This window comes from Stenotrophomonas sp. YJH_SMC_131 (assembly GCF_059367975.1).
In genome coordinates, this window is sequence record NZ_JCAFRJ010000005.1 from 291,725 (window position 1) to 318,402 (window position 26,678).

Here is a 26,678-nt window from a genome sequence, read left to right on the forward strand (position 1 = left end):
ATCCCATGCAATTTGTTTCGACCCGCGGCCAGTCTCCCGCCGTTGGCCTCAGCGCCGCGATCGCCGCCGGATTGGCGCCCGATGGCGGGCTGTATGTTCCTGCGCGTCTGCCGGCCGCGCGCGAGCTGCAGGCCGGGACGACCCTGGCCGATACCGCCGCCGATCTGCTGGCACCGTTGTTTGCGGGCGATGCACTCGAGACTGCACTTCCGGCGATCTGCCGCGAAGCGTTCGACTTCCCGGTGCCGCTGCGTGCACTCGGCGAGGGTGACCACGTGCTGGAGCTGTTCCATGGGCCAACGGCGGCATTCAAGGATATCGGCGCGCGCTTCCTGGCCGGTACGCTGTCGCGGCTGCAGGTCGGCAAGGATCGCGATCTGACGATCGTCGTCGCCACGTCCGGCGATACGGGTGCCGCCGTTGCTGCGGCCTTCCATCGCCAGCCGGGCGTGCGCGTGGTGGTGCTGTATCCGGAGGGCCGCGTGTCTCCGCGCCAGGCGCATCAGCTCGGTTGTTTCGGCGACAACATCCAGGCTCTGCGCGTGACGGGCGCATTCGACGATTGCCAGGCGATGGTCAAGCAGGCGCTGGCCGACCGCGAACTGCAGGCGCAGGTGCCGTTGAGCTCGGCCAACAGCATCAGCCTGGGCCGACTGCTGCCGCAGATGAGCTACTACGCGCATGCAGCGTTGACCCACTACGCCGCGCATCGTCGCCGGCTCAACCTGGTGGTGCCGACCGGCAATCTGGGCAACGCGATGGCGGCCGTGCTGGCGCGCGCGCTGGGCGTGCCGATCGGCCAGGTCGTGCTGGCCACCAATGCCAATGCCGTGCTGTCGGCGTACTTCAATGGTGGCGACTACCAGCCGCAGGCCAGTGTGGCGACGGTGGCCAATGCAATGGACGTGGGTGCGCCGAGCAACTTCGAGCGACTGCGCTGGCTCTACCACGGCGACGACGCAGAACTGCGTGCAGCTTTCCGCGCGTTCGCAGTGGATGACGTGACCATCCGCGCGACGATTGCGGCAGCGCATGCCAGCCGCGGCGAGCTGTTCTGCCCGCACACGGCGACGGCGGTGAAGGTGCTGCAGGATCTGCGCGCGCGCGGTGCCAAGGGCGACTGGGCGGCGGTGGCTACGGCGCATCCAGCCAAGTTCGAGGCTGTGGTCGAGCCGCTGATCGGCGAAACGGTGGCGGTGCCACCTGCGCTGGATGCCTTGCTGCAGCGACCGGCGCACGCCGAACCATTGGCGGCAGATTACGCGGCGTTGCGCGAGGTGTTGCTGCGTTGATCGCAGATGGAGGCGGTTGCCGGCCGGCGGCCGGCACTACCCGTGTTGCATCCTTCCGCTAGTGCCGGCCGCTGGCCGGCAACCCAACCAACCGCGATACGGTCAGATCAACCCTTCACCGGCCAGCGTGCGCAGCCCATCCTCGTCGAGGATCTCCACCACGTTCAGGTGGGGCAGGGCGATCAGCCCCTGCTGGCGCAGCTTGGTGAAGGTGCGGCTGACCGTTTCCATGGTCAGGCCCAGATGGTCGGCGATATCGCCGCGGCCCATCGGCAGCGACACGCGCAGGCCGTCGCCCCCCAGCTTGGCCTCGCGCGCGGCCAGGCGCAGCAGGAAATCGGCCAGCTTCTCGGCTGGCTGCAGGCGTGCCAGCGCCAGCGCAGCATCCTGTGCGGCATCCAGTTCCTGGCAGGCGCGCTGCAGCAGCTTGCGCTCCAGGTGCGGGAAGCGGCTGCGCAGGGCCTTCATCTGTGGCAGCGCGACACGGCACACGCGGCTGTCGGCGATGGCCTCGATGTCGTAGCGATGGTGGTCGCTGCCGCTCAGGCCCAGGTAGTCGCCGGGCAGCACGAAACCGTTGATCTGGCGCCGGCCGTCGGCCAGGGTGCGCACCAGACGCAGTGCGCCGGCGGTCAATGTATAGACATGGTCGCGCTCTTCGCCGGTGCGTGCCAGCGTGCTGCCCATGCTGACCTGCTGCGAGACGGTGACCTGTTCCAGCGCCTGCACTTCGTCTGGCGACAGCGCCGAGCACACCGCAAGGTGCCGAACCGAGCAGTGCAGGCAGTCCAGCGTGGTGCAGGACGGCGAGGCGGGATCGTTGGTGGCGGGCGGAGCGCCGGAAGGCCGTGACATGTTGCGGGGGGCGTATCGCGGGCGGGGAGGGCCTTATGATACTTCAAGCGGCCGTTCGACCCTGCCCGAGGCGGGGGCGCTAGAATGTCGCCCCCTCCCACGTCCCGTTCCAGCAGGAGTTCCGCCCGTGATCAAGCCCCGTACCCCGCCCGGCACCCTTGAGCTGCTGCCGCGCGAGCAGATTGCGTTCCAGCGCATGCTGGACGTCATCCGCCGCAACTACGAGCGCTTCGGGTTCCTGCCGGTGGAGACGCCGGTGTTCGAGCTGTCCGACGTGCTGCTGACCAAGTCCGGTGGTGAGACCGAGCGCCAGGTGTATTTCGTGCAGTCCACCGGCGCGCTGGCCAACGCGGCCGAGTCGGGCGACCGTTCGCTGCCGGAAATGGCGCTGCGCTTCGACCTGACCGTGCCGCTGGCACGCTACGTGGCCGAGCACGAACACGAACTGACCTTCCCGTTCCGCCGTTACCAGATGCAGCGCGTGTACCGCGGCGAGCGTGCCCAGCGCGGTCGTTTCCGCGAGTTCTACCAGTGCGACATCGACGTGATCGGCAAGGACAGCCTGAGCGTGCGGTACGACGCTGAAGTGCTGGCGGTCATCCATGCGGTGTTCTCGGAACTGCGCATCGGTGACTTCAGCATCCAGCTGAACAACCGCAAGCTGATGCGCGGCTTCTTCGAGAGCCTGGGCGTGGCTGAAGGCGAGCGCCAGCTGGCGGTGCTGCGCGAAGTGGACAAGCTGGACAAGCGTGGCGCCGATTACGTTCGCGAGACGCTGGTGGGCGAGGGCTTCAACATCCCGGCAGAACAGGTCGAGAAGATCCTGGCCTTCGTCGCTGTGCGTTCGCAGGGCCATGCCGATGCGCTGGCGCAGTTGGCCACGCTGGAAGCCGACGCCGGTTCTTCGGAGATCCTGCGTACCGGCGTCGCCGAACTGCGCGAAGTGCTGCAGCTGGTGCAGGCGCTGGGCGTGCCGGAAACCGCATACTGCCTGAACTTCTCCATTGCGCGCGGCCTGGACTATTACACCGGCACCGTCTACGAGACCACGCTGACCGACCACCCGCAGATCGGCTCGATCTGTTCGGGCGGCCGTTACGAAGACCTGGCCAGCCACTACAGCAAGTCGAAGCTGCCGGGCGTGGGTATCTCCATCGGCCTGTCGCGCCTGTTCTGGCAGCTGCGCGAGGCGGGCCTGATCGACGGCATCGAAGCCAGCAGCGTGCAGGCGCTGGTGGCGCTGATGGACGAGCAGGGCATGCCGCAGTCGCTGGACATCGCGCGCCGCCTGCGCGCCGGTGGCATCAATACCGAAGTGCAGATGGAGCCGAAGAAGATCGGCAAGCAGTTCCAGTACGCGGCCAAGGCCGGCATCCGCTTCGTGGTGCTGGCCGGTGAAGACGAGCTCGCGCGCGGCGTGGTGGCGGTGAAGGACCTGCTGCGTGAACAGCAGTTCGAAGTGTCGCGCGACGAGCTGGCCAGCACCCTGCTGGTGGAGCTGGAGCAGTCCAGGGCGATGGTGTGAAGCCGGCCGTCGCAGGGGTAGTCACCGTGCTCCTGTTGGCGGGCTGCCAGAGTGACCCGGTGCTGCGCAGTGATCGGCTGGGCCCGGCGCAGTACCGGCTGCAGGTTGATCGCTGTCACGTGATCGACCGCGCGCAGCTTGAGGGCGACCTGCGGGCCCTGGCCTCGCGGACGTGCCCGGCGGGTGCAGGGGCGTTGCAGAACATCCAGTCCCTGCCGAGCCGGCAGGGCAGTCTGTTCGGGGAGTGCCTGCGGCGCGGGACGCTGCAGGCGGAGGTGCGTTGCCTGCCCTGAGTCGAGCCAGGTTGTTGATTTGAAAGCAGAACGCCCGCCCTTTGGTGGGCGTTCTGCATTTCCGGCATCCGGTCCAGGGGTCAGATCCGTTTTCCTTTGGAAAACGGATCTGACCCCATGAGGCTCCGATTTGACGCACTGCGCAAGAATGCGCTAATGTACTAACGCGCTATTACATTGATGCATGGACCCGACCCCGTGAAAGCCCGCCCCGAGATTGCCGCCAAAGACCCGAAGGCCGACCTGGAAGCCCTGGCCCGGGCCTTTGCCGCGCTGCGCGAGCCGGAGCAGGTCGAGGCATTCCTGCGCGACCTGTGCACCCCGGCCGAGCTGGAGGCCATGGCCGACCGCTGGAAGGTGGTGCCGCTGCTGCAGCAGGGCGTGCCGTACCGCGAGATCCACGAGCGCACCGGCGTCAGCGTGACCACCACCGGACGGGTGGCACGCACGCTCGAGCATGGCCATCGAGGCTATGCCGCCGCCATCGACCGCCTTGCTTCGCGCTGATCCGCGCCCCGTTCCGAACTTCGAGACCTCCCCCATGAGTGCAACCCAGGCAGCGCCGGCACGAGACCGGCTGCGTATCGCCATCCAGAAGAGTGGCCGGCTGGCCGAGCCCGCCCGCAACCTGCTCAGCGCCTGTGGTCTGAGCTGGCGCGAAAGCCGCGACAAGCTGTTCTGCTACGGCGAATCGCTGCCGGTGGACCTGCTGCTGGTGCGCGACGACGACATCCCCGGCCTGATCGCCGATGGCGTCTGCGACCTCGGCATCGTCGGTCGCAATGAACTGGACGAGCAGGCCGCAGCGCGTCGCCAGATCGGCCTGCCGGACGCCTACCAGGCGCTGCGCGGGCTGGGCTTCGGCCAGTGCCGGCTGATGCTGGCGGTGCCCGAGGAATGGCAGTGGCAGGGTCCGGCGCAGCTGGCCGGCACCCGCATCGCCACCAGCTACCCGGCCATCCTCAAGCAGTGGCTGGCGGAGCAGGGCGTGGACGCGCAGGTGGTCGAGCTGTCCGGGTCGGTGGAAATCGCCCCGCGCCTGGGTACCGCCGACCTGATCTGCGATCTGGTCTCCAGCGGCGCCACGCTGCGTGCCAACCAGTTGACCCCGGTACACAACCTGCTCGACAGCGAGGCGGTGCTGGCTGGTGCGATGCGCGTGCCGGATGACGCACGTGCATCGCTGCGCGCGATGCTGCTGCGCCGCCTCGACGGCGTGGTGCAGCGCCAGGACCGCAAGCTGCTGATGTTCCGTGCCAGCGAAGATCGCGTCGACGCGCTGGCGCAGCTGCTGGCCGATGCCGAGCCGCTGGTGCGGCTGCCGGCCGATGGTGGCGCGCTGCGCCTGCAGACCATGTGCCCCGGCCCGCTGAGCTGGCAGCGCATGGAAGAACTCGAGCGCGCGGGCGCGCAGGGCCTGATGGTACTGAGCGTGGAGCGATCGCTGGCATGAACCGTCTGATCTGGTCCCGACTTGATGAGGCCGCGCGCAGCGCGGCATTGACCCGCCCGGTGCAGGCCGTGGCGCAGCAGACCCGCGATGCCGTAGCGGCCCTGATCGCGCAGGTGCGTGCACAGGGCGACGATGCGCTGCGTGCGATTACGGCGCGTTTCGATGGCGTCGAGCTGGCCTCGTTTGAAGTTTCCGAAGCCGAATTCGCCGCTGCCGAAGCCGCCGTGCCCGCCGAACTGCGACAGGCGATGGTGGACGCCGCCGAACGCATTGCGCGCTTCCACGCCGCTGGCATGGGCAAAGGCTATGCAGTTGAAACCGCGCCGGGCGTGGTCTGCGAACGCATGCTGCGCCCGATCGGCCGGGTGGGCCTGTACGTACCGGCTGGCAGCGCGCCGTTGCCGTCCACCGCGTTGATGCTGGGCGTTCCGGCGCAGCTGGCCGGTTGCCCGCAGGTGGTGCTGTGCACCCCGCCGCGCGCCGACGGCAGTGCCGATCCGGCAGTGCTGGTAGCCGCCCGCCTGACCGGCGTGCAGCGCGTGTTCAAGCTGGGCGGCGCGCAGGCGATCGCGGCGATGGCCTATGGCACGGCCAGCATTCCGGCCTGCGACAAGCTGTTCGGGCCGGGCAACAGCTTCGTTACCGAAGCCAAGCAGCAGGTCGCACAGGACGGCGCCGCCGCCATCGACATGCCTGCCGGTCCTTCGGAGGTGCTGGTGATTGCCGATGCTGGCGCCAATCCGGCGTTCGTCGCCGCCGACCTGCTGTCGCAGGCCGAGCACGGTCCGGATTCGCAGGTGCTGCTGCTGACCGACGACGCCGTGATGCTGGCGGCGGTCGAAGCCGAGGTTGAGAGCCAGGTGGCCCTGCTGCCGCGCCAGCAGATCGCGCGCCAGGCACTGTCGGCATCGCGGCTGGTGCAGGTTGATTCGTTGGACGAGGCGTTCGCGATCAGCAACCGCTATGCACCAGAGCACCTGATCCTGGCCCTGCGTGATCCGCGCGCATGGCTGGACAAGGTGCAGGCGGCCGGCTCGGTGTTCCTGGGCGATTACACCCCCGAAGCACTGGGTGACTACTGCAGCGGCACCAACCACGTATTGCCCACCGCCGGTGCCGCGCGTGCCTACAGCGGCGTGAGCGTTGCCAGCTTCCAGAACCTGATCAGCGTGCAGAGCGCCAGCGCCGCCGGCCTGGCCGCGATCGGCGGCTGCGCGCGCATCATCGCCCGTGCCGAAGGCCTGGATGCGCACGAGCGTGCCGTTGCGTTGCGCATGGAGGTGGCGGCATGAGCGCGGCGATCGATGAGGTGCTGGCACTGGTGCGCCCGGACCTGCAGGCCTTCGCCGGCTACAGCTCGGCACGCAGCGCGGCGGTGCAGGGCGAGGTCTGGTTGAATGCCAATGAGTCGGCCTGGGCCAATGCGGCCGATCCCGCAGGCAGCAGCCGGCGCTATCCGGAGCCGCAGCCGCTCGCGCTGCGCGAGGGACTGGCGGCGCTGTACGGCGTGACGCCACAGCAGCTGCTGATCGGTCGCGGCAGCGACGAAGCCATTGATCTGCTGGTGCGCGCGCTGTGCGTGCCGGGTCGCGATGGCGTGCTGGTCACGCCGCCGGTGTTTGGCATGTACGCCGTCTGCGCTCGCCTGCAGGGTGCCGCCTTGATTGAAGTGCCGCTGGTGGACAGCGAGGATGGACTGCGCACCGATCTGGATGCGGTGATCGACGCGGCCAAGGCGCAGGGTGCCAAGCTGGTGTTCCTGTGTGCGCCGTCGAACCCGGCCGGCAGTGACATCGTCCTGGATGAGGTCGAGCGCGTGGCGGTTGCGCTGCGCGGGCAGGCGCTGGTCGTGGTGGACGAGGCCTATGTCGAGTATGCACAACGGCCGTCGGCGACCACGTTGCTGGCCGCGCACGCCAATCTGGCGGTGCTGCGCACGCTGTCGAAGGCGCACGCGCTCGCGGCCGCCCGCGTTGGCACGCTGATCGCTGCCCCGGAGCTGATTGCCCTGCTGCGTCGCTGCCAGGCGCCGTACCCGGTGCCGACGCCGTGCGCGGAACTGGCCGTGCAGGCACTGCAGCCGGCCGCGCTGGCGCGCACCGCCGAGCGCGTGACCACGGTGATCGCCGAGCGCGAGCGCCTGCGTGCAGCCCTGGTCGGCCTGCCCGGCGTGTGCCGGGTGTATGCCTCGGCCGGCAACTACCTGCTGGTCCGCTTCGCCGATCCCCAGTCCGCGTTCGATACGCTGCTGGCTGCGGGCGTGGTGGTGCGCGACCAGCGCGCTGCGCCGCAGCTGGGTGATGCGCTGCGCATCAGCATCGGCAGCCCCGAAGAGAATGACCGCGTGCTTGCGGCCCTGTCGGCGCGGAGGGCCGCAGCATGACCCCGATCCTGTTCATTGACCGCGACGGTACCCTCATCGAGGAGCCGTCCGACTTCCAGATCGACGCCTACGAAAAGCTGCGCTTCGTGCCGCAGGTGATCCCGGCGCTGCTGAAGCTGCGTGATGCCGGCTACCAGTTCGTGATCGTCACCAACCAGGACGGCCTCGGCAGCGACAGCTACCCGCGCGCCAGCTTCGATGGCCCCAACGACCTGATGCTGCAGATCTTCGAGAGCCAGGGCATCACCTTCCGTGACGTGCTGATCGATTCCAGCTGGCCGCAGGACAATGCGCCGACCCGCAAGCCGGGCATCGGCCTGATGACCGCCTACCTGCAGGACCGCAGCATCGACTGGGCACGCTCGGGCATGGTCGGTGACCGGATCACCGACCTGCAGTTTGCCGCCAACCTCAACATCCGTGGTTTCCAGCTGCGCACCGCGCAGTTTGGTGGGCAGTGGGACTGGCCGGGAATCGCCCATGCGCTGGCCGACGCGCCGCGCACCGCCGTTGTCCAGCGCAACACCAAAGAAACGAAGATCCGCGTTGAGCTGGACCTGGACCGCGCGGGCGATGCACGCATTGCCACCGGCCTGCCGTTCTTCGACCACATGCTGGAGCAGATCGGCAAGCACGGCGGCTTCGCGCTGGACATCCAGGCCGAGGGTGACCTGCACATCGACGAGCACCACACCATCGAGGACACCGGGCTGGCCCTGGGCCAGGCCCTGCGCGAGGCGTTGGGCGACAAGCGCGGCATTGGCCGTTACGGCTTCACCCTGCCTATGGACGAGACCCTGGCCAGCGCTGCGCTGGACTTCAGCGGCCGTCCCTATTTCGTGTTCGAGGGCGAGTTCAAGCGCGAGCGCGTGGGCGATATGCCGACCGAGCTGGTGCCGCACTTCTTCCGTTCGCTGTGTGATGCCAGCGGTTTGAACCTCAACCTGCAGGTGCGCGGCGACAATGATCACCACAAGGTGGAGGCCTGCTTCAAGGCGCTGGCGCGCGCGCTGCGTCCGGCGCTGGCCCGGCAGGGCACGGCACTGCCGAGTACCAAGGGGGCGTTGTGAGCGATGTTGCGCTGATCGATGCCGGTGGCGCCAACCTGGGCTCGGTGCGCTACGCACTGGAGCGCCTGGGCGCGACGGTGCGGCTGGTGCGCGATGCGGACGGCCTGGTTGGTGCGCGGCGGGTGATCCTGCCCGGCGTCGGCGCCGCCGGTCCCGGCATGCAGCGCCTGCACGCTCAGGGCCTGGTGGAACCGCTGCAGCGACTGGAGGTGCCGTTGATGGGCATCTGCCTTGGCATGCAGCTGCTGTTCGAACGGTCCGAGGAAGCGGGCGTAGAGACACTGGGACTGATTCCGGGCGTGGTACGCAAGCTGGTGCCGGCCTGTGGCATCCGCGTGCCGCACATGGGCTGGAACCGCCTGCTGCCGCTGCGCGAATCGCTGTTGCTGCAGGGCGTGCCGGAACGCGCCAGCGCCTACTTCGTGCACAGCTATGCGGCGCCGCTCAATACCCACACCGTCGCTGCCTGCGACCACGGTGGCCTGTTCACCGCCGTGGTGGAGCAGGGGCGCTACTACGGCGCACAGTTCCATCCCGAGCGCTCCGGCGAGACCGGCTCGCTGATGCTGCGCAACTTCCTCGAGGGCACTGCTGCATGAGTTTCATCGTCTACCCCGCGCTGGATATCCGCGACGGCCGCGTGGTGCGGCTGCGCCAGGGCGACTACGCGCAGGAAACCTCCTATGGGGATGACCCTCTGCCGCGGGCGCAGGCCTTCGCCGCGCAGGGCGCGCAGTGGATGCATCTGGTCGACCTGGATGCCGCACGGGCCGGTGGCTACACGCTGGCGCCGCTGTTGGCATCCATTCGTGCGCAGACCCCGCTGCAGGTGCAGACCGGCGGTGGCGTGCGCGGCCGCGACGATGTGGCGCGCATCCTCGACGCTGGCGCCGGCCGCGTGGTGGTGGGTTCGCTGGCGGTGCGTCGTCCCGATGAAGTGGTCGGCTGGCTGGAGGAATTCGGCGCCGATCGCATCACGATTGCGCTGGACGCGCGCCAGGACGCACAGGGGCAGTGGCAGCTGCCGGTGCACGGATGGACCGAGAACGCCGGGGTGACCCTGGATGACCTGGCCCGGCGCTACGCGCGCGCCGGCATGCGCCATCTGCTGTGCACCGACATCGCCCGCGACGGCATGCTGGCCGGGCCCAACATCAGCCTCTACCAGCACCTGTCGGCGCTGTTGCCGGGTGTGGCGGTGCAGGCGTCCGGTGGCATCCGTGACGTGGCCGATGTGGCCGAGGCGCGTGCTGCCGGCTGCGGCGGTGCCATCCTCGGCAAGGCGCTGCTGGAGCAGCGCATGGACCTGAGCGAGGCGTTGGCATGTTGAGCCGCCGCATCATTCCGTGCCTGGACGTGCGCGATGGCCGCGTGGTCAAGGGCGTGCGCTTCCGCGATCACGTCGACATGGGCGACATCGCCGAGTTGGCACAGCGCTATCGCGACCAGGGCGCGGACGAGCTGGTGTTCTATGACATCGGCGCCAGCCCCGAGGCACGGTCGGTTGACGTCGCCTGGATCGAGCGCATCGCGCGCCTGATCGACATTCCGTTCTGTGTGGCCGGTGGCATCGACAGCGTGGAAACCGCGCGCCGCGTGCTGTTCGCCGGTGCCGACAAGGTGTCGATCAATTCGCCGGCGCTGGGCCGGCCGGAGCTGATCACCGAGCTGGCGGACGAGTTCGGCGTGCAGTGCGTTGTGGTGGGGGTCGATTCGGTGCGCGAGGCCGACGGACAATGGCGGGTGCGTCGTTTCAGCGGCGATCCGGACAAGACCCAGGCGGTGCCGCTGCGCACGCTCGACTGGATCGTCGAAGCGCAACGGCGTGGAGCCGGTGAGATCGTGCTGAACTGCATGGACAGCGACGGTGTGCGCCGTGGCTACGATGTCGTGCAGCTGCAGCAGGCGCGGGCGCTGTGCCAGGTGCCGCTGATTGCCTCCGGTGGTGCCGGAGCGATGGAGCACTTCGCCGACGCCTTCGACCAGGCCGACGTCGACGGTGCGTTGGCGGCCAGTGTGTTCCACAGCGGCGCCATCGCCATTCCAGAATTGAAGCGCTACCTGCGCGGACAGCAGATCGAGGTGCGGGATGTCTATTGAAGTGAGGCCATCGCTGGATGCGCTGCAGGCGCTGGACTGGGGCAAGGGCGACGGCCTGCTGCCGGCCGTGGTGCAGGATGCCGATACCCTGCAGGTGCTGATGCTGGGCTATGTCAGCGCCGAATCGCTGGCGGCTACGCTGGCCATCGGCCACATGACTTTTTTCAGTCGCAGCAAGCAGCGGTTGTGGACCAAGGGCGAGCAGTCCGGCAACGTGCTGGTGGTGCAGTCGATCCGTGTCGACTGCGACGCCGATACGCTGCTGGTGATGGCGCGCCCGGCCGGGCCGACCTGCCACACCGGTGCCGAGAGCTGTTTCGACCAGGCGCCGAAGGATTTCCTGGGTGGGCTGGGCCAGCTGGTGGCCATGCGTGACGCGCAGCGCCCTCCCGGCAGCTACACCACCAGCCTGTTTGAAGGCGGCATCCGCCGCATCGCGCAGAAGGTGGGTGAGGAGGGCGTGGAGACCGCATTGGCCGCCGTGGCGCAGGATGATGAGGCATTGCTGGGCGAGGCGTCGGACCTGCTGTACCACCTGCTGGTGCTGCTGCGCGCGCGCGGGCTGTCGCTGGATGATGCGCGCGCGGTACTGGAAAAACGCCATCGTTGAGGAAGGCGTACGGACCAACGGTCCGCACCCACCTCTGCAATGCAGCCGAGCATGGCTCGGCTCTACAATAGGTGGTCTTCTTCTTTCCCGGACCGCCCATGAAACTGCCTGCCGCCTGGCTGTGCTGCCTGTTGCTGACCTCGCCGGCCTGGGCCGCGGACACCGTGGTCAGCGGCAAGGTGTATCTGGAGCGTGACGGCAAACCCGGCCGCGGTGCGACCGATCCGGGCCTGGCCGGGGTGCAGGTTTCCAACGGCGAGACCATCGTCAAGACTGCCGCTGACGGCAGCTACAGCCTGCCGGTGCGCGACGGCCAGACCGTATTCGTGATCAAGCCCGATGCCTACGCCTTCCCGAAGGCGGCGGACGGCCTGCCTTCGTTCTGGCGCCACTACCGCCCGAACGGCTCGCCGGCGCTGAAGTACGGCGGCATCGCCGCGACCAGCGACGTCACCCGCAACTGGGACTTCGCCCTGCAGTCGGATCGGCATGACAGCCGTCGTGGTTTCCAGATGCTGGTATTCACCGATTCGCAGACCGCCAGCCTGAAGGACATCGGCTACTACCAGCAGTCGATCGTGGCGCCACTGGTCGGCCAGACCAGGGCACGCATGGGCACCACCCTGGGCGACATCGTCAACGACGACCTGACCCTGTACCCGGCGATCAACAAGGTCACCACCGAACTCGGCGTGCCGTGGTTCCACGTGCCGGGCAACCATGACCTCGACTTCGATGCGGCCAGCGACGAACACTCACTGGACAGCTGGCGCAACATCTACGGCCCGGACACCTACGCGGTGGAAGAGGGCGGCGCCAGTTTCGTGTTCCTGGACGACGTGGTGTACGACCCCAAGGCCAGGCCGAAGTACGTCGGCGGCCTGCGCGAAGACCAGTTCGCCTTCCTCGCCAGCTACCTGAAGGGCCTGCACAAGGACCGCCTGCTGGTGCTGGGCATGCACATCCCGCTGTTCGACGCGGCGCCGGGGCGCGAGACCTTCCGCCATGCTGACCGCCAGCGCCTGTTCGACCTGCTGAAGGACTTCCGCAACGTACTGGTGCTCAGCGGCCACAGCCACACCCAGCAGCACGTCTACCACGGCAAGGCCGAGGGCTGGAACGGCGACAAGCCGCTGCACGAATACAACGTCGGTGCCAACTGCGGTGCGTTCTGGTCGGGCGTGAAGAATGCCGCTGGCGTGCCGGACAGCACCATGAGCGACGGCACGCCGAAGGGCTATGCATTGCTCGACGTGGCCGGCAACGGCAGCTATCGCCTGCAGTACCGCGTGGCCGGCAGGCCGGCCAGCGAGCAGATCGGCCTGCACGCGCCGAAGGTGCTGCGCCAGGGGGCCTACCCGGCGTGGGGTGTCTACGCCAACGTCTACATGGGCGAGGATCGGAGCGTGGTCGAGTACCGTGTCGATGGCGGCGCCTGGCAGCCGATGAAGCAGGTCAGCCAGCCCGACCCGCGCCTGATGGTGGAGAACGTGGCCGATGATCTGGCCAGCAGCCTGCGCGGCTACGACCGTTCGCCCGAGGCCACTGCGTCGCCGCACCTGTGGCGTGGCGCGCTGCCGACCGATCTTGCAGTGGGCAGCCATAAGGTCGAAGTACGCTCCACCCAGCCTGATGGCGCAGTGTTCACCGCCACCACCAGCTACAGCCTGCAGACTGCCCAGCCCTGACCCCCACGCACCAGCGCTCCAGCGAAAGGATCCCGCATGGATATCCGCTTCATGGCCGGCACCACGCCGGTGACCCTCAGCCGCCACTGGTTCACCGGCGCGATGCTGCTGCAGAGCGCCACCGAGAAGGTCTGGGTGCAGCACCCGCTGCATCCGGGCACCCACTTCTCGTTCTCGCTGGTACAGTCGTGGCTGCGCCACATCGCCGGCCACGAAGTGCTGGTCGAGCGCACCCGGCCGCTGTTGTTCGCCGGCTTCCGCCCGCAGCGCCTGCGCGTGCTGGTGGATGGGGTGCAGGTGGCCGAAGAGGAAGGCATGTAGGTTCACCTGAACCACCGGCGCGCTAGGCAAAGCCGCCCCGATGCCTGAGAATCGGGGCGATTCAATCGATCCAAGCAGGCCAGCGTGACCATCGCAGCAGCGTCAACGGTTTCCTCCGACTCCGCCCGCGGCGGTCTTCCGCGCCGTCTGGTCGTCGCCGATGTCGGCGGCACCTTTGCCCGGCTCGCGCTGGCGGAAACCCGACCCGGCCAGACGCCGCTGCTGGGCAGCCACCGTACCTATGCCTGTGCCGAGCATTCCAGCCTGGCCGCAATCCTGGCCGATTTCACCGCCGGCCTCGGCCACCCGGTGCAGACCGCGGTGGTCGCCATCGCTGGCCTGCTGGATGGCGATGTGCTGATCAACTCGAACCTGCCGTGGACGGTCTCGCTGTCGGCCACCCGCGCGCAGTCCGGGCTGCACGAACTGCAGCTGATCAATGATTTCGAAGCGGTGGCGCTGGCCATCCCCTACCTGCAGCCGGAAACCCTGGTGCCACTGAACGGCGACGCCGATCCGGCGCAGGCCTTCCCGGCGCTGGTACTGGGCGCGGGTACCGGGCTGGGCGCCGCGCTGCGTTTCGCTGATGGCGAGCGTCCGGTGCTGGCCAGCGAGATCGGTCATGCCGCGCTGGGCGCCGGCAACGCGCTGGAACTGCAGGTGCTGGGCCGTCTGCTGCAGCGTTGGCCGCACGTGGACAACGAGCGCGTGCTGTCCGGCAGCGGCCTGATGAACCTGTATCCGTGCCTGTGCGAACTGCGCGGCGTCACCCCGGTGTGGACCAGTACGGAGGCGCTGATCGGCGCCGCGCGTGGCGGTGAGGATGCACTGGCGGTGGAAACGTTGCAGGTCTTCTGTGCGTGGCTGGGCAGCCTGGCCGGCGACGCGGCGATCGCCGTCGGCGCGCGCTCGGTGTACCTGGCCGGTGGCATTTCCGCGCATGTGCAGGATTTCCTGGCCGATGGCCGCTTCCGTGAGCGCTTCCTCAACAAGGGCGTGCTGACCGAGGTGCTGCGCCAGGTGCCGGTGTGGCGCGTGGAGCATGGCCAGCTGGGCGTGCTCGGCGCAGCGGTCTGGCACGCCGCACGGCAGCCCACGCACGACTGATCGGCAGGGTTGGCATCGGGCCGGCCGTGCATTGCAGACTGGGAGGGGAAAATGGTGGATCGCAGGCAGTTCCTGCAGGCCGGTGCACTGGCCGCAGGCATGGCGGCATTGCCGGGCGTGCAGGCGCGCACGCAGGGTGGGGCCCGGGTGGTCTCCACCTGGGACTTCGGCGTACCGGCCAACCAGGCCGCATGGAAGGTGCTGGCGCAGGGTGGCAGCGCGCTGGATGCGGTGGAGGCGGGCGCACGCTGGGCCGAGAGCGAGCTGTGCAACCCTACCGTTGGCCATTGCGGCAATCCGGATCGCGACGGCGTGCTGAGCCTGGATGCGAGCATCATGGACGGCGATGGCCGTTGTGGTGCAGTGGCCGCGCTGGTGGACATCCTGCATCCGGTGTCGGTGGCCCGCAAAGTGATGGAGAACAGCCCGCATGTGCTGCTGGTCGGCGAGGGCGCGCAGCAGTTCGCGGTGCAGCAGGGGTTCGAGCGCAAGCATCTGCTGACGCCGCAGGCCAAAGCGGCCTGGCGCGAGTGGCTGAAGACCGAGAAGTACCAGCCGCAGATCAATGCCGAGCGCCGTGGCATTCCCGGCAACAGCGACAACCACGACACCATCGGCATGCTGGCACTGGATGCCAAGGGCCAGCTGGCCGGTGCCTGCACCACCAGCGGCATGGCGTGGAAACTGCACGGTCGCGTTGGCGACAGTCCGATCATCGGCGCCGGCCTGTACGTCGACAACGACGTCGGCGCGGCCACTGCTTCGGGGGTGGGTGAAGAGATGATCCGCAACGCGGCTTCGTTCCTGGTGGTCGAGCTGATGCGCCAGGGGCGTTCACCGGCGCAGGCCTGCCGTGAAGCCATCGACCGCGTGGTGCGCAAGCGCCCGGAAGCGAGCAGAACGTTGCAGGTGTGCTTCCTGGCCATGAACAAGCAGGGCGAGGTCGGCGCCTATGCGCTGCATCGTGGCTTCGTCTATGCGGTGTGCGATGCGCAGCGCCAGGATGACCTGCGTGACTCGCCGTCGATCTACACGAGCACCCAGGCGTGAGTACGCGGCTGACCCTGGAGATCGCCAGCAACTCGCTGGCCTCGGCGCTGGCCGCGCAGGCTGGCGGCGCCGACCGCATCGAACTGTTCGACAACCTGGCCGAGGGCGGCACCACGCCGTCGTTCGCCAGCATCGCGATGGCCCGCGAGCGCCTGTCGATTCCGCTGTTCGTGCTGGTGCGGCCACGCCCGGGCGACTTCCACTACGACGCGCTGGAAACCGAACTGATGCTGCGTGACATCGCGCAGTGCCGCGCGCTGGGTTGCGATGGCGTGGTGATCGGCGCGCTGGACGTGCAGGGCGGCATCGACCTGGCGCTGTGCCGGGAACTGGTGCAGGCCGCCGGGCCGTTGCAGGTGACCTTCCATCGCGCCTTCGACGCCGCCCGCGATCTGCCGGCGGCGCTGGAGCAGGTGATCGGGCTGGGCTGCCAGCGCGTGCTGACCTCGGGCGGGCAGGCCAGCGCCGAGGCCGGTGCCGATGTGCTGGCGGGCCTGGTCACCCAGGCGGCGGGGCGCATCACGGTGATGGCTGGCGCCGGATTGGCCCCGGGCAACATCGCAACCGTCGCGCGGCAGACCGGCTGTACCGAACTGCACGCCTCCGCAAAAGGCCTGCGCCGCTCGGCGATGCAGTTCCAGAACCCGGCCCTGCGCGGTCTGGACCCGGACTGGAGCCAGACCGCCACCGCTACCGTGGCCGCGCTGCGGCAGGCGCTGGACGGCTGATCGCTGCCCAGGGTCGGATCCCTTCGCAGAAGGGCTCTGACCCCGGGGCTGTCCCGCGACGGACAAAACCGTTCCGCGCGCGATTGTCGTGATCATGTCACTACTTCGTGCGCCGTTCTGTCAGCAATGCGTCGCAACTCTTTGATTGTTCTGGACACCGGCAGCCGATAGCGGCATCTCGCCGGCTGTTGCTGCGTTGCCGCATGCCGGGCGTGGTTCAGCTGTGCTTTAGTTTGGATCGATCCACAGGGGAGGTGCCATATCGGTCGTGAACCGATCCAAGCGCCTGGATCCGTCGTAGTGCCGCGCCACCGTCCGCCCGTGCGTCCACATCTTCGAAGAGCAACCACCCATGGCTCAGATCGTCCACAAGCGTCGCCACCTGCTGTCCCAGGCCCTGATCCTGGCCCTGTTGCCGCTGGCGGCCAGCGCGCAGGAAGCTGCCAGTTCGTCCACCAAGGATCTGGACGCGGTCACCGTCACCGGCTCGCGCATCAAGCGCGCCAGCGTCGAGGGCCCGGCGCCGGTCAACGTGATCACCGCCGCGCAGATCCAGAAGGAAGGCTTTGTCAGCGTGTACGACGCGCTGAAGACCCTCACCGAGGCCACAGGCACCGTTGAAGCCGCATCGCAATGGGGCTCGCATACGCCCAATGCCAGCGGCCTGAACCTGCGCGGGATGGGCCCGAACCGCTCGCTGCTGCTGGTCAATGGCCGTCGTGTAGCGGATTACCCGCTGCCCTACGGTGGCGAAACCAACTTCTCCAACTACGGCAACATTCCGGCCGCGGCGGTGGAGCGCATTGAAGTGCTGACCGGTGGCGCCTCGGCCATCTACGGTTCGGATGCGATCGCCGGCGTGGTCAACGTCATCCTCAAAACCAACTACGACGGCGACGAAGTACGCGTGCGCGGCGGCACTTCCAGCGAAGGCGGACGTGATACCTGGGATCTGTCCTGGGCCGGTGGCAAGACCGGCGACAACTGGAGCGTGACCTACGCGCTGCAGTACACCAAGCGCGACCCGCTGTTCGGGCGTGATCGCCCGCAGATGGACGATGCCGACGATGCGCCGTACCCGTCCTGGAACATGGAACAACGCAAGGTCGGCTTCCGTCCCACCGCCGGTCTGGCGCTGATCGATCCGACCACGGGCCAGCGCCTGGCGCCGCCCACCGGCACCTGCGAAAAATTCGACGGCGAGTATTACACCGCCGATCGATTGGTCTACAACTACGCCGCCAACCGCATCACCAACACCGGCCGCCTGTGCGGCATGAGCGCCGACTACGCCAACTGGCTGCTTACCGGCGGCGCCGAGAACGTGTCCGGAAACCTGTACGCCACCTTCGATTTCAGCAATGACCTGCAGGCCTGGACCAACCTGGCGGTGTATCGCTCCGAAGCGATCTGGGGCACCAATCCGCCCGGCGTGTCGCTGATCGACGATGACAACGGCTATTACTGGGATGCCAACCGCAACCGGCCGATCCTGGGGGTGCGCCAGTTCACCCCGAACGAAGTCGGGGGCCTGGATACGCTGCGCAACACCAACCGCGAACTGTCCTGGGACTGGAGCGCGGGCCTGCGCGGGCGCCTGGCCGACCGTTTTGACTGGAGTGCCACGGTGGGGCGTTCCTATTACCGCGTGGAAGAACGGCAGAACGTGGTCGACAAGCAGAAGTCGTATGACTACTTCCTTGGCCCGCGCCTGGGCACCACCGCCGATGGCGAGGCGATCTATGCGTTGAACGAATCGCGCTGGTGGAACCCGCTGACGCCGGACCAGTACTGGCAGATGGGGACCGTGGCGAAGAACCGCGCGGCGTCATGGGTCAACCAGGCGTCGGCGGATATCACCGGCGAGCTGTTCCAGGGCTGGGCCGGCCCGATTTCGTTTGCGGCGGTGGCTGAAGTCGCGCAGCAGGGCTATCACCTCAGTCCGGACCCGCGCGCTGGCATCGACTTCGACCTGCAGAATGTCGATCGCGGCGGCGGCGAGCGTACCCGCTACTCGGCCGGCGTCGAGTTCAAGATCCCGCTGCTGGACAGCGTGACCGCTACTGCGGCCGCGCGCTACGACCGCTATGGCAACTACAAGGCCGATGACAGCAGCGAAGCGCTGGACATCGGCAGCCAGAAGGAAACCACCTGGAACGTCGGCCTGGAATGGCGCCCGGTCGAATCGCTGCTGGTGCGTGGCTCGTACGCCACCAGCTTCCATGCGCCGGACATGCATTACCTGCTGGGCCAGCCGAGCAGTTCGGAAGTGCAGACCTATGACCGCCTGCGCTGCATCCAGAGCGGCGCGTACCTGGTCAACAACTGTGGCGTGGGCAACACCGACGTCTGGTACACGTTCGACGTGAACCGGCGTGGGACGCCGCTGCTGCGCTCGGAGACCGGTGATTCGTGGACGGTCGGCTTCGTCTGGGACGTGCTGCCGAACCTGTCGGTCAGTGCCGACTACTGGGCGATCAAGCTGGAAGACATGATCGTCGACGTCGGCGCCGATGAGGTGCTGGCCAGCGAGGCCGGCTGCCTGACCGGCAAGAACATGGACGGTACGCCATGGGCCAACCCGGCCGGTGGCGAGTACTGCGCCGGCATCCTGGCCCGCGTGAACCGTGACAGCAACGGTCGCCTGGTATCGATCGAGCGCGGCCCGTTCAACCTGGCCAGCCGCGAGGTGCGCGGCATCGACCTGACCGCGCGCTATCGCCTGGAAACCGCGCGGTGGGGCAGCTTCCAGCTGGGCGTGAACTACACCAACCAGATCTCGACCAAGGAGCAACGCTACGCCGCCGACCCGAATCCGGAACGCCGCGATCGTGACCTGCGCAGCAAGCTGCGCGCGAGCCTGGCCTGGCAGCGCGGCAACTGGAACGCCAATGTCTATGCCGACCGCATCGGTTCGGTGCCGGGCGTGCGCTACCACTGGGGTACCGACCGCCTGGACAACCCTGGTGGCTGCCTGCCGTTCGCCGATGGCTACGTGCCCAGTGACAGCCCGTCGCTGAACTGCCTGGAGCCGGCACGGCTGCCGGATGGTTCGGTGAACCCGAACCCCAACGCCGGGCAGCAGACGGCGCGCTACTACGGTCGAGTGGGGCCGTTCATCACCTGGAACTTCAACGTGGGCTACCAGCTGACCGAACACGCGAAGGTAAACGTGTACGTCAACAACGCCTTCAACGCCGCCAGCTGGAACCACAAGGACCCGTACAAGCTGGATTACGACTTCGCTCCGACCCGCCTGCTGGGCGCGGTCGGCCGCGAGTTCGCGTTGGAGTATGTGTTCACCTTCTGAGGTGACCTGCCTCCGCCGGTAGGTCCACGCCATGCGTGGATATGGACACCCGGGTGCCCATTCAGGAAATGCGGACAGGCTGGATTTGACCTTCCCACGATGGCAAGGTTTAGCCTGTCCGCATCCAGAAGGAGCCCCGGGAATCCGATCATGAGCACGCCCCGCGCCACTGCAGCCCCCGCAAGCCCTGCCACCATCAGCCTGCCCATCGAGGGCATGACCTGTGCCAGCTGTGTCGGCCGGGTCGAGGCGGCGCTGTCCAGGGTCGAAGGCGTGGGCAGTGTTTCGGTCAATCTGGCCACCGAGCGCGCGGATATCCGCCCGTCCGGTCCGGTCGATCGGGCCGCGTTGATCCAGGCGGTGGAGCGGGTGGGCTACGACGTGCCCGCTGCCACCACCGAGCTGTCGGTCGAGGGCATGACCTGTGCGTCCTGCGTGGGCCGAGTCGAACGTGCGCTGTTGGCCGTGCCCGGCGTCAGCCAGGCCAGCGTGAACCTGGCCACGGAGCGCGCCACGGTGCGTGGCGTGGCGGAAGTTGCAGCGCTGGTCGCCGCGATCGACAAGGCCGGCTATGACGCACGCGTGATTGAAGCCGGCGTGCAGTCCGATGACGAGGCCGCGGAAAAGAAGGATGCCGAGCGCGCCGAACTGAAGCGCGACCTGATCGTGGCGTCCGCGCTGGCGCTGCCGGTGTTCGTGCTGGAGATGGGGTCGCACCTGATCCCCGGCATGCACGAATGGGTGATGTCCACCATCGGCATGCAGGCCAGCTGGTACCTGCAGTTCGTGCTGACCGCGCTGGTGCTCGCCATCCCGGGCCGCCGCTTCTACCAGAAGGGCATCCCCGCGCTGCTGCGGCTGGCGCCGGACATGAATTCGCTGGTGGCGGTGGGCACTGCCGCAGCGTTTGGCTACTCGGTGGTGGCCACGTTCCTGCCGACGCTGTTGCCGGCGGGCACGGTGAACGTCTACTACGAAGCAGCGGCGGTGATCGTTGCGCTGATCCTGCTCGGCCGCTTCCTTGAGGCCCGGGCCAAGGGCCGCACCTCCGAGGCGATCAAGCGACTGGTCAATCTGCAGGCGAAGGTTGCCCACGTGGTCCGTGACGGCCGGACGGTGGATGTCCCGGTCAATGAAGTGCTGAGCGGCGACGTGGTGGAAGTGCGCCCGGGCGAGCGCGTGCCGGTCGACGGCGAGGTGGTCGAGGGCCGCAGCTACATCGACGAGTCGATGATCAGCGGCGAGCCGATCCCGGTCGAGAAGCAGCCGGGCAGCAGCGTGGTGGGCGGTACGGTCAACCAGAAGGGCGCACTGACGGTACGTGCCACGGCGGTGGGCGCGCAGACCATGCTGGCGCAGATCATCCGCATGGTCGAACAGGCGCAGGGCTCGAAGCTGCCGATCCAGGCGGTGGTCGACAAGGTCACCCTGTGGTTCGTGCCGGCGGTGATGCTGGCCGCGCTGGCGACCTTCGCAGTCTGGCTGATCTTCGGGCCCTCGCCAGCGCTGAGCTTCGCGCTGGTCAATGCGGTGGCGGTGCTGATCATTGCCTGCCCGTGCGCGATGGGGTTGGCGACGCCGACCTCGATCATGGTCGGGACCGGCCGTGGCGCCGAGATGGGTGTGCTGTTCCGCAAGGGTGAAGCGCTCCAGTTGTTGAAGGATGCACAGGTGGTGGCGGTGGACAAGACCGGCACGCTGACCGAAGGGCGCCCGCGCCTGACCGATCTGGAGATTGCTGCCGGCTTCGATCACAACACGGTGCTGGCGGCAGTTGCCGCAACGGAGTGGCGCTCGGAGCATCCCATCGCCCGCGCGATTGTTGATGCCGCGACCGGCCAGGGCATCGCGTTGCCGGGCATGGTCGACTTCGAATCGGTCACCGGCATGGGCGTGCGGGCCAGTGTCGAGGGTGCACGCGTGGAGGTCGGTGCCGATCGCTTCATGCGCGACCTGGGCGTGGACATCACTTTGTTTGCGACGCTGGCGGCAGAGCTGGGCACCCAGGGCAAGTCGCCGCTGTATGCCGCCATCGACGGCCGCCTGGCCGCAATCATCGCGGTATCCGATCCGATCAAGCCGAGCACGCCGGCCGCAATCGCGGCACTGCATCAGCTCGGCCTTAAGGTGGCGATGATCACCGGTGACAACGCTGGTACCGCGCAGGCGATCGCGCGCCAGCTCGGCATCGACGACGTGGTGGCCGAGGTGCTGCCGGAAGGCAAGGTCGAGGCGGTGCGCCGCTTGAAGGCCACACATGGCCATGTCGCCTTCGTCGGCGACGGCATCAACGATGCGCCGGCGCTGGCCGAGGCCGATGTCGGCCTGGCCATCGGCACCGGCACCGATATCGCGGTCGAGTCGGCCGATGTCGTGCTGATGTCGGGCAACCTGCAGGGCGTGCCGAATGCCATTGCACTATCGAAGGCGACGCTGGGCAACATCCGCCAGAACCTGTTCTGGGCCTTCGCTTACAACACCGCATTGATTCCGGTGGCGGCCGGCGTGCTGTATCCGACCTGGGGCGTGCTGCTCTCGCCGGTGTTCGCGGCCGGTGCGATGGCACTGTCCAGCGTGTTCGTGCTGGGCAACGCGCTGCGCCTGCGCCGCTTCCAGCCGCCGATGGCGGACGCCCCCGCCGCGATCCATTGAGGGAGAACCGCATGAATATCGGTGAAGCCGCCAAGGCCTCCAGCGTGTCGGCGAAAATGATCCGCTACTACGAACAGATCGGCCTCATTCCTGCGGCTGATCGCACCGAGTCGGGCTACCGGGCGTACTCGCAGGCGGACATCCACCGCCTGCGCTTCATCCGCCGCGCGCGCGATCTCGGCTTCCAGGTTGCCGAGATCACCGATCTGCTGGGCCTGTGGAACGACACCTCGCGGCACAGCGCCGACGTCAAGCACCTGGCCGAACAGCACATTGCCGACCTGGAGCAACGCATCGAGCACATGCGGCAGATGGCCGACACGTTGAAGTCGCTGATCAGCTGCTGCGCGGGTGACGAGCGCCCGGAATGCCCGATCCTGGAGCGGTTGGGCGAAGACCATGATGCCCCGGTGCCGGTTGTCGCCGCCAAGACCGGCGCGGTGCGGCGACGCGCACAGAAGCATTGAATCGATATCGCGTGCACTGAAAAGCCCGCCCTGTGACAGTGCACGGGGCGGGCTTGGTTCTGGATGCAGTTCAGGGAATCAGGCAGTGCGAGGCGGGAAGCCGGCATCGTTCACCGCGGCGAACACCTGTTCCTGCGACGCGGTGGTCTGCACCTTGACCAGCCCGGTCGGCGGATCGGCCACCACGCTGGCGTTGGGGTCGATCTGCTGGATCGCACGGGTCACGCTGCGCGCGCAGCCGCCGCAGGTCATGCCGTCGACATGGAATTCCATCTGTAGCTCCTTCGCTGCTCTTGGGATGGGACCAGTGTGCACCTTCCAACGATGGCAGGGTCAAGCGTCGGGCTGAACGACGAACAAGGCGCGGACAAAAAAAACGGCAGCCACCTGTACCAGCGCGGCTGCCGTGGAGGAACGTCCCCGCCAGGGCAGGGCATGGGTTGCGCCGGGACGTGCCCGGCCAACCCGGTGCGGGCTTAGAACTTCCAGTTCACGCCGAAGTACAACTGGCGACCGGCGTACAGGTTGGACAGCAGGCGGGCCTGGCTGTCGTTGCCGATGTAGCTGCGCAGCTCGGACTTGGTGGCGTTCAGCACGGCAGCCGTCACCGTCCAGTCCGGGGTCAGGTTGTAGGCCACGTTCAGGTCAAGCTGGCTGTACGGCTTGGTGTAGGTGGTCATGCCATTGTTCAGCCCGCCGACCACTTCACCGCGACGGTTGTACGAGGCACGCGCCAGGAACTTGTCGTTCTCGTAGAACACGGTGACGTTGGCCTGGTTCTTGGCGCTGCCGACCAGCGGCGATGAGCCGATTTCCTCGCCGTCCAGCACGATCGAGGCCAGGTTGGTGTCGTTGTAGGTGTAGTTGGCCTGCACGCCCAGACCGAAGTCGAAGGTGTACTGGCCATACAGCTCCACGCCCTGCGAAACGCCATCGCGGCCGTTGGCCTGGGTCTCGTACTTCTGCACGGTGACCGACTGCCCGCCGACGTTCATCTGCTGGTCGCGCACCACCGGCACGGTGAAGTTGTCCACGTTCTTGCGGAACAGCGAAACACCTGCGACCGCGCCCGGCTGGAAGTACCACTCCAGGCCCAGGTCGAACTGGACCGCCTTGAACGGCTCCAGCGCCTTGTTGCTGCCCGAGCCGTACCAGCCGGGCGTGTCGGTGCCGCCGGTGACACGGCGATCGTTGGCGTACTCCTCGCTGATGTAACGCAGGCCACCGGGATAGGCGATGCTGGTGTAGCTCGGGCGCGCGACCACCTTCGACGCCGCACCGCGCAGCACCAGGTTGTCGGTGATGTCCCAGGCAATGTTGAAGCTCGGCAGCACGTCGGTATAGGTCTTCTCCAGCGACGACAGGGCGTACACCTTGTCGCGCACCTGGGCGTCGGGCAGGCGGACGAAGCCACCCTGGCAGCGCAGGTTCGGATCGGCGGCCGGATCATCGCAGCTCATCGGCGCGCCGCTGGCGTTGTCGACGAAGTAGTCGTTGAAGCGCTCGACCGAGTCGCTGGACTGGGCGAACTGCTTGGTGCGCACCACGCGCACGCCGACGTTGCCGCGCACGCGCTCGGTGCGGAAGTTGGCCTGGAAGTAGCCGGAGTAGATCTTCTCGTTGACGTCGTAGACGAAGTCTTCTTCGGTGCGGTTGTGCGAGCCGCCGTAGGTCTTGTTCAGGTAATCGATGTAGGCCGGGTAGTTGATGCCCGGGAACACATTGGCGTTGAAGGCGCCGGTGATGTTGCTGATCGGGTTGGACAGGAAGAAGCCCGGCTGCGCGTTGCCAGCGGTCGGATCGCAACCGGCCTGGTAACGGTTGTTGTCATAGTCGGACGGGTCCAGGCCCGGGCACACCCAGTAGGTGTTGCCGGTGTTGCGGTGGACCTTGCCGTCGCGGTACTTGGCACCGAACTGGATCGAGTCCAGCCAGCCGGCCTCGAACAGCTTGGTGACGTCTGCCTGGAAGTAGTTCTGCTTGACTTCGGTCTGCATCCACGACGAGTCGGTGGAACCGGTATCGACTTCGGCGACGCCGGCCATCAGCTGCTGCTGCAGGTCGGGAGAGAACTGCACCGACGGCGTGCCGGTGAGGTCCCACGCGGTGTACTGGTTGCCGGACTGCCACTGGTTGCCCACCTTGCGGCGCGGCTTGGCCGACATGCGGAAGTTCATCGACGGACCACCTTCGGACCAGGTGCGGCCGCCGGTGAACGAGGCTTTCCAGAGGGGGCTGATGTCCCAGTCAATGGTCAGGTCCGCGGTCTGCGACAGTGCCTTTTCCTTGCTGTAGCCGCCGGTGAGCTGCGGGGTGGGGATGGTGCAGTCGTCCGGGCCCCAGCCACCGGGCTTGAGGCCGGCGGCAGCCGCTTCATCCTCGCTGCAGTAGTAGGTCTTACCGGCCAGCTTCTGGTACTGCGCGCCGGTGACGATGCTGCCGCTCGGATCGAAGTCCAGGCCATTGAGCAGGCGGCCGCCGGCCCAGTTGCCGTCCTGGTTGTAGCGGGCCAGGTTCCACTCCGGCACCTTCAGCATGTTCTGGGTGTAGTCACCCTGCAGCTCGAAGCGGAAGTAGTTGGCCGTCATCGTGACGTTGTCGACCGGCTTGAACTGGAAGGTCAGCTGCCCGCCCTTGCGTTCGCGCTTCTCTTCCTTCACCGCGAAGTTCACCGAGGTCGGCATGAAGAACTCACTGTAGTTCTTGCCGGTCTGGTTGTTGAAACCGGACTCGCCCCACCAGTAGTGGATGCCATCCTGCTCCAGCAGGTTGCCGTTGGCATCGCGGGCGGTGGTGCCGTTGCCGTACCACTGGTAGTCCTCGGTGCTGGCCTCCATGGTGCGGGTAGTGCGTTTCTGCTGGGTCACGCCGACCAGCACGCCGAAGCGGTCGTCCTTGCTGTGCCAGGAATACAGCGCCGACACCTGCGGGTCGACGTCGTGGCTGGTGTCGGAGGTGGTGCCCTCCAGGTTCACGTAGCCGGAGTTGGATTCCATGTCGAGCGGACGGCGGGTATGCAGGATGACCGTGCCGCCGATGCCGCCTTCGTCGATGCGTGCTTCCGGCGACTTGAACAGCTCGGCGCTGGACAGCATGTTCGACGGCAGCAGGGTGTAGTTGAAGGAACGGGTGGCTTCGTTGTTGGTTTCCGAGGAGGCGACGAAGTTGCCGTTCAACTGGGTCAGGGTCAGGTCCGGTGCAAGGCCGCGCACGCTGACGCTCTTGCCTTCGCCACCGCTGCGGGTGATGACCACGCCGGGCACGCGCTGCAGTGCGTCGGCCACGTTCTTGTCGGGGAACTTGCCGACGTCTTCGGCGGTGATCACTTCGACCACGGCGTTGGCATCGCGCTTCTGCTCAAGGCTCTTTTCAATGGCATAGCGGTAGCCGGTGACCTGGACGCTGTCCAGAGTCGTGGCGTCCTGCGAGCCGGTGGTCGTGGCCTGCTGCGCGGCGGCGCCTGCCGGAATGACGGCGGCAGCCAGGGCCAGCGCGATGGCCAGCGACAATGCGTCCTGGCCGTGCGTACGTGTTGAATGCTTCATTCCCATCTCTCCCTCTCTCCTGGATTGATCCGGTGACGTGGCACGGACAACTTGAATCGATCTAATTTGAAGTGAATTTGTCGCTGTCGCCATGCAGTGGCAGTAGCACCGCACGCGTGGCCTGGTGTACGTCCTGTTGCTGCTCCCCCAACTCCCGGCCATCGCAGCGTCGTCTTGGATCGATCTAAGCGATGGGCGGGCGATTTTTAGCATGGGTCGCCCTTGGGCG

The 26,678-nt window shown here is 67.4% G+C and carries 23 protein-coding genes; 20 read left to right on the top strand and 3 right to left on the bottom strand.

What is annotated here, in order from left to right:
• The first annotated feature begins 5 nt into the window (after positions 1–5).
• On the top strand, positions 6–1,292 hold the full coding sequence (gene thrC, locus AC5P56_RS12925) for a threonine synthase (RefSeq protein WP_495231715.1): 1,287 nt from the start codon (positions 6–8) through the stop codon (positions 1,290–1,292).
• 102 nt (positions 1,293–1,394) lie between these two features.
• On the opposite strand, the gene AC5P56_RS12930 is transcribed toward thrC, so the two are convergent.
• Positions 1,395–2,147, bottom strand: coding sequence for a Crp/Fnr family transcriptional regulator (locus AC5P56_RS12930; protein ID WP_010482595.1), 753 nt, complete (start codon positions 2,145–2,147; stop codon positions 1,395–1,397).
• A 127-nt stretch (positions 2,148–2,274) separates the two neighbouring features.
• Between AC5P56_RS12930 and hisS the strand changes: the two genes are divergently transcribed.
• From hisS to cueR, 19 genes are all read left to right on the top strand, one after another.
• A complete protein-coding gene (hisS, locus tag AC5P56_RS12935) occupies positions 2,275–3,672 on the top strand; it encodes a histidine--tRNA ligase (protein ID WP_032958002.1) in 1,398 nt (465 codons plus the stop codon).
• Positions 3,669–3,965: a hypothetical protein gene (locus AC5P56_RS12940; protein ID WP_495231716.1), complete on the top strand. Its 297-nt coding sequence runs from the start codon at positions 3,669–3,671 to the stop codon at positions 3,963–3,965. The genes hisS and AC5P56_RS12940 overlap by 4 nt, the downstream gene beginning before the upstream one ends.
• Positions 3,966–4,163: 198 nt before the next feature.
• A complete protein-coding gene (locus AC5P56_RS12945; RefSeq protein WP_005416326.1) occupies positions 4,164–4,472 on the top strand; it encodes a YerC/YecD family TrpR-related protein in 309 nt (102 codons plus the stop codon).
• Positions 4,473–4,506: 34 nt separating this feature from the next.
• Complete coding sequence (gene hisG / locus AC5P56_RS12950) at positions 4,507–5,418, top strand: ATP phosphoribosyltransferase (RefSeq protein WP_032957997.1); 912 nt, start codon at positions 4,507–4,509, stop codon at positions 5,416–5,418.
• Positions 5,415–6,710, top strand: coding sequence for a histidinol dehydrogenase (hisD, locus tag AC5P56_RS12955; protein WP_134808810.1), 1,296 nt, complete (start codon positions 5,415–5,417; stop codon positions 6,708–6,710). The genes hisG and hisD overlap by 4 nt, the downstream gene beginning before the upstream one ends.
• Positions 6,707–7,801, top strand: a complete 1,095-nt coding sequence (hisC, locus tag AC5P56_RS12960) for a histidinol-phosphate transaminase (protein ID WP_495231717.1) — start codon at positions 6,707–6,709, stop codon at positions 7,799–7,801. Before hisD ends, hisC begins: the two co-directional genes overlap by 4 nt.
• On the top strand, positions 7,798–8,871 hold the full coding sequence (gene hisB, locus AC5P56_RS12965; RefSeq protein ID WP_053494372.1) for a bifunctional histidinol-phosphatase/imidazoleglycerol-phosphate dehydratase HisB: 1,074 nt from the start codon (positions 7,798–7,800) through the stop codon (positions 8,869–8,871). The genes hisC and hisB overlap by 4 nt, the downstream gene beginning before the upstream one ends.
• Positions 8,868–9,470, top strand: coding sequence for an imidazole glycerol phosphate synthase subunit HisH (gene hisH / locus AC5P56_RS12970; RefSeq protein WP_032957991.1), 603 nt, complete (start codon positions 8,868–8,870; stop codon positions 9,468–9,470). Before hisB ends, hisH begins: the two co-directional genes overlap by 4 nt.
• Positions 9,467–10,201, top strand: a complete 735-nt coding sequence (gene hisA / locus AC5P56_RS12975) for a 1-(5-phosphoribosyl)-5-[(5-phosphoribosylamino)methylideneamino]imidazole-4-carboxamide isomerase (RefSeq protein WP_014646952.1) — start codon at positions 9,467–9,469, stop codon at positions 10,199–10,201. The genes hisH and hisA overlap by 4 nt, the downstream gene beginning before the upstream one ends.
• Positions 10,195–10,971, top strand: coding sequence for an imidazole glycerol phosphate synthase subunit HisF (hisF, locus tag AC5P56_RS12980; RefSeq protein ID WP_014646953.1), 777 nt, complete (start codon positions 10,195–10,197; stop codon positions 10,969–10,971). Before hisA ends, hisF begins: the two co-directional genes overlap by 7 nt.
• Positions 10,961–11,581: a bifunctional phosphoribosyl-AMP cyclohydrolase/phosphoribosyl-ATP diphosphatase HisIE gene (gene hisIE, locus AC5P56_RS12985; RefSeq protein WP_014646954.1), complete on the top strand. Its 621-nt coding sequence runs from the start codon at positions 10,961–10,963 to the stop codon at positions 11,579–11,581. Before hisF ends, hisIE begins: the two co-directional genes overlap by 11 nt.
• 98 nt (positions 11,582–11,679) lie before the next feature.
• The gene (locus AC5P56_RS12990) at positions 11,680–13,269 is read left to right on the top strand and encodes a calcineurin-like phosphoesterase C-terminal domain-containing protein (RefSeq protein WP_111206152.1); all 1,590 of its coding nucleotides are present in this window, start codon (positions 11,680–11,682) and stop codon (positions 13,267–13,269) included.
• A 36-nt stretch (positions 13,270–13,305) separates the two neighbouring features.
• Positions 13,306–13,590 (top strand): hypothetical protein, encoded by a 285-nt coding sequence (locus AC5P56_RS12995; protein ID WP_046430369.1) that lies wholly within the window; start codon positions 13,306–13,308, stop codon positions 13,588–13,590.
• An 84-nt stretch (positions 13,591–13,674) separates the two neighbouring features.
• Complete coding sequence (locus AC5P56_RS13000; protein ID WP_169412490.1) at positions 13,675–14,697, top strand: glucokinase; 1,023 nt, start codon at positions 13,675–13,677, stop codon at positions 14,695–14,697.
• 51 nt (positions 14,698–14,748) lie between these two features.
• The gene (locus tag AC5P56_RS13005; protein WP_227864045.1) at positions 14,749–15,747 is read left to right on the top strand and encodes a glycosylasparaginase; all 999 of its coding nucleotides are present in this window, start codon (positions 14,749–14,751) and stop codon (positions 15,745–15,747) included.
• Complete coding sequence (locus AC5P56_RS13010) at positions 15,744–16,475, top strand: copper homeostasis protein CutC (protein WP_164167546.1); 732 nt, start codon at positions 15,744–15,746, stop codon at positions 16,473–16,475. Before AC5P56_RS13005 ends, AC5P56_RS13010 begins: the two co-directional genes overlap by 4 nt.
• Before the next feature lie 352 nt (positions 16,476–16,827).
• Positions 16,828–19,785, top strand: coding sequence for a TonB-dependent receptor plug domain-containing protein (locus AC5P56_RS13015; RefSeq protein ID WP_032957985.1), 2,958 nt, complete (start codon positions 16,828–16,830; stop codon positions 19,783–19,785).
• 150 nt (positions 19,786–19,935) lie between these two features.
• Positions 19,936–22,437 (top strand): heavy metal translocating P-type ATPase, encoded by a 2,502-nt coding sequence (locus AC5P56_RS13020; protein ID WP_241886765.1) that lies wholly within the window; start codon positions 19,936–19,938, stop codon positions 22,435–22,437.
• Between the two features lie 11 nt (positions 22,438–22,448).
• A complete protein-coding gene (cueR, locus tag AC5P56_RS13025; RefSeq protein WP_049440847.1) occupies positions 22,449–22,904 on the top strand; it encodes a Cu(I)-responsive transcriptional regulator in 456 nt (151 codons plus the stop codon).
• Between the two features lie 78 nt (positions 22,905–22,982).
• Here the strand turns inward: cueR and AC5P56_RS13030 are convergent, their stop codons facing one another.
• Entirely contained in the window at positions 22,983–23,177 is a 195-nt protein-coding gene (locus AC5P56_RS13030) for a heavy-metal-associated domain-containing protein (protein ID WP_008267227.1), read from the bottom strand.
• Positions 23,178–23,380: 203 nt separating this feature from the next.
• Complete coding sequence (locus AC5P56_RS13035; RefSeq protein ID WP_142234656.1) at positions 23,381–26,455, bottom strand: TonB-dependent receptor; 3,075 nt, start codon at positions 26,453–26,455, stop codon at positions 23,381–23,383.
• Positions 26,456–26,678 lie beyond the last annotated feature (223 nt).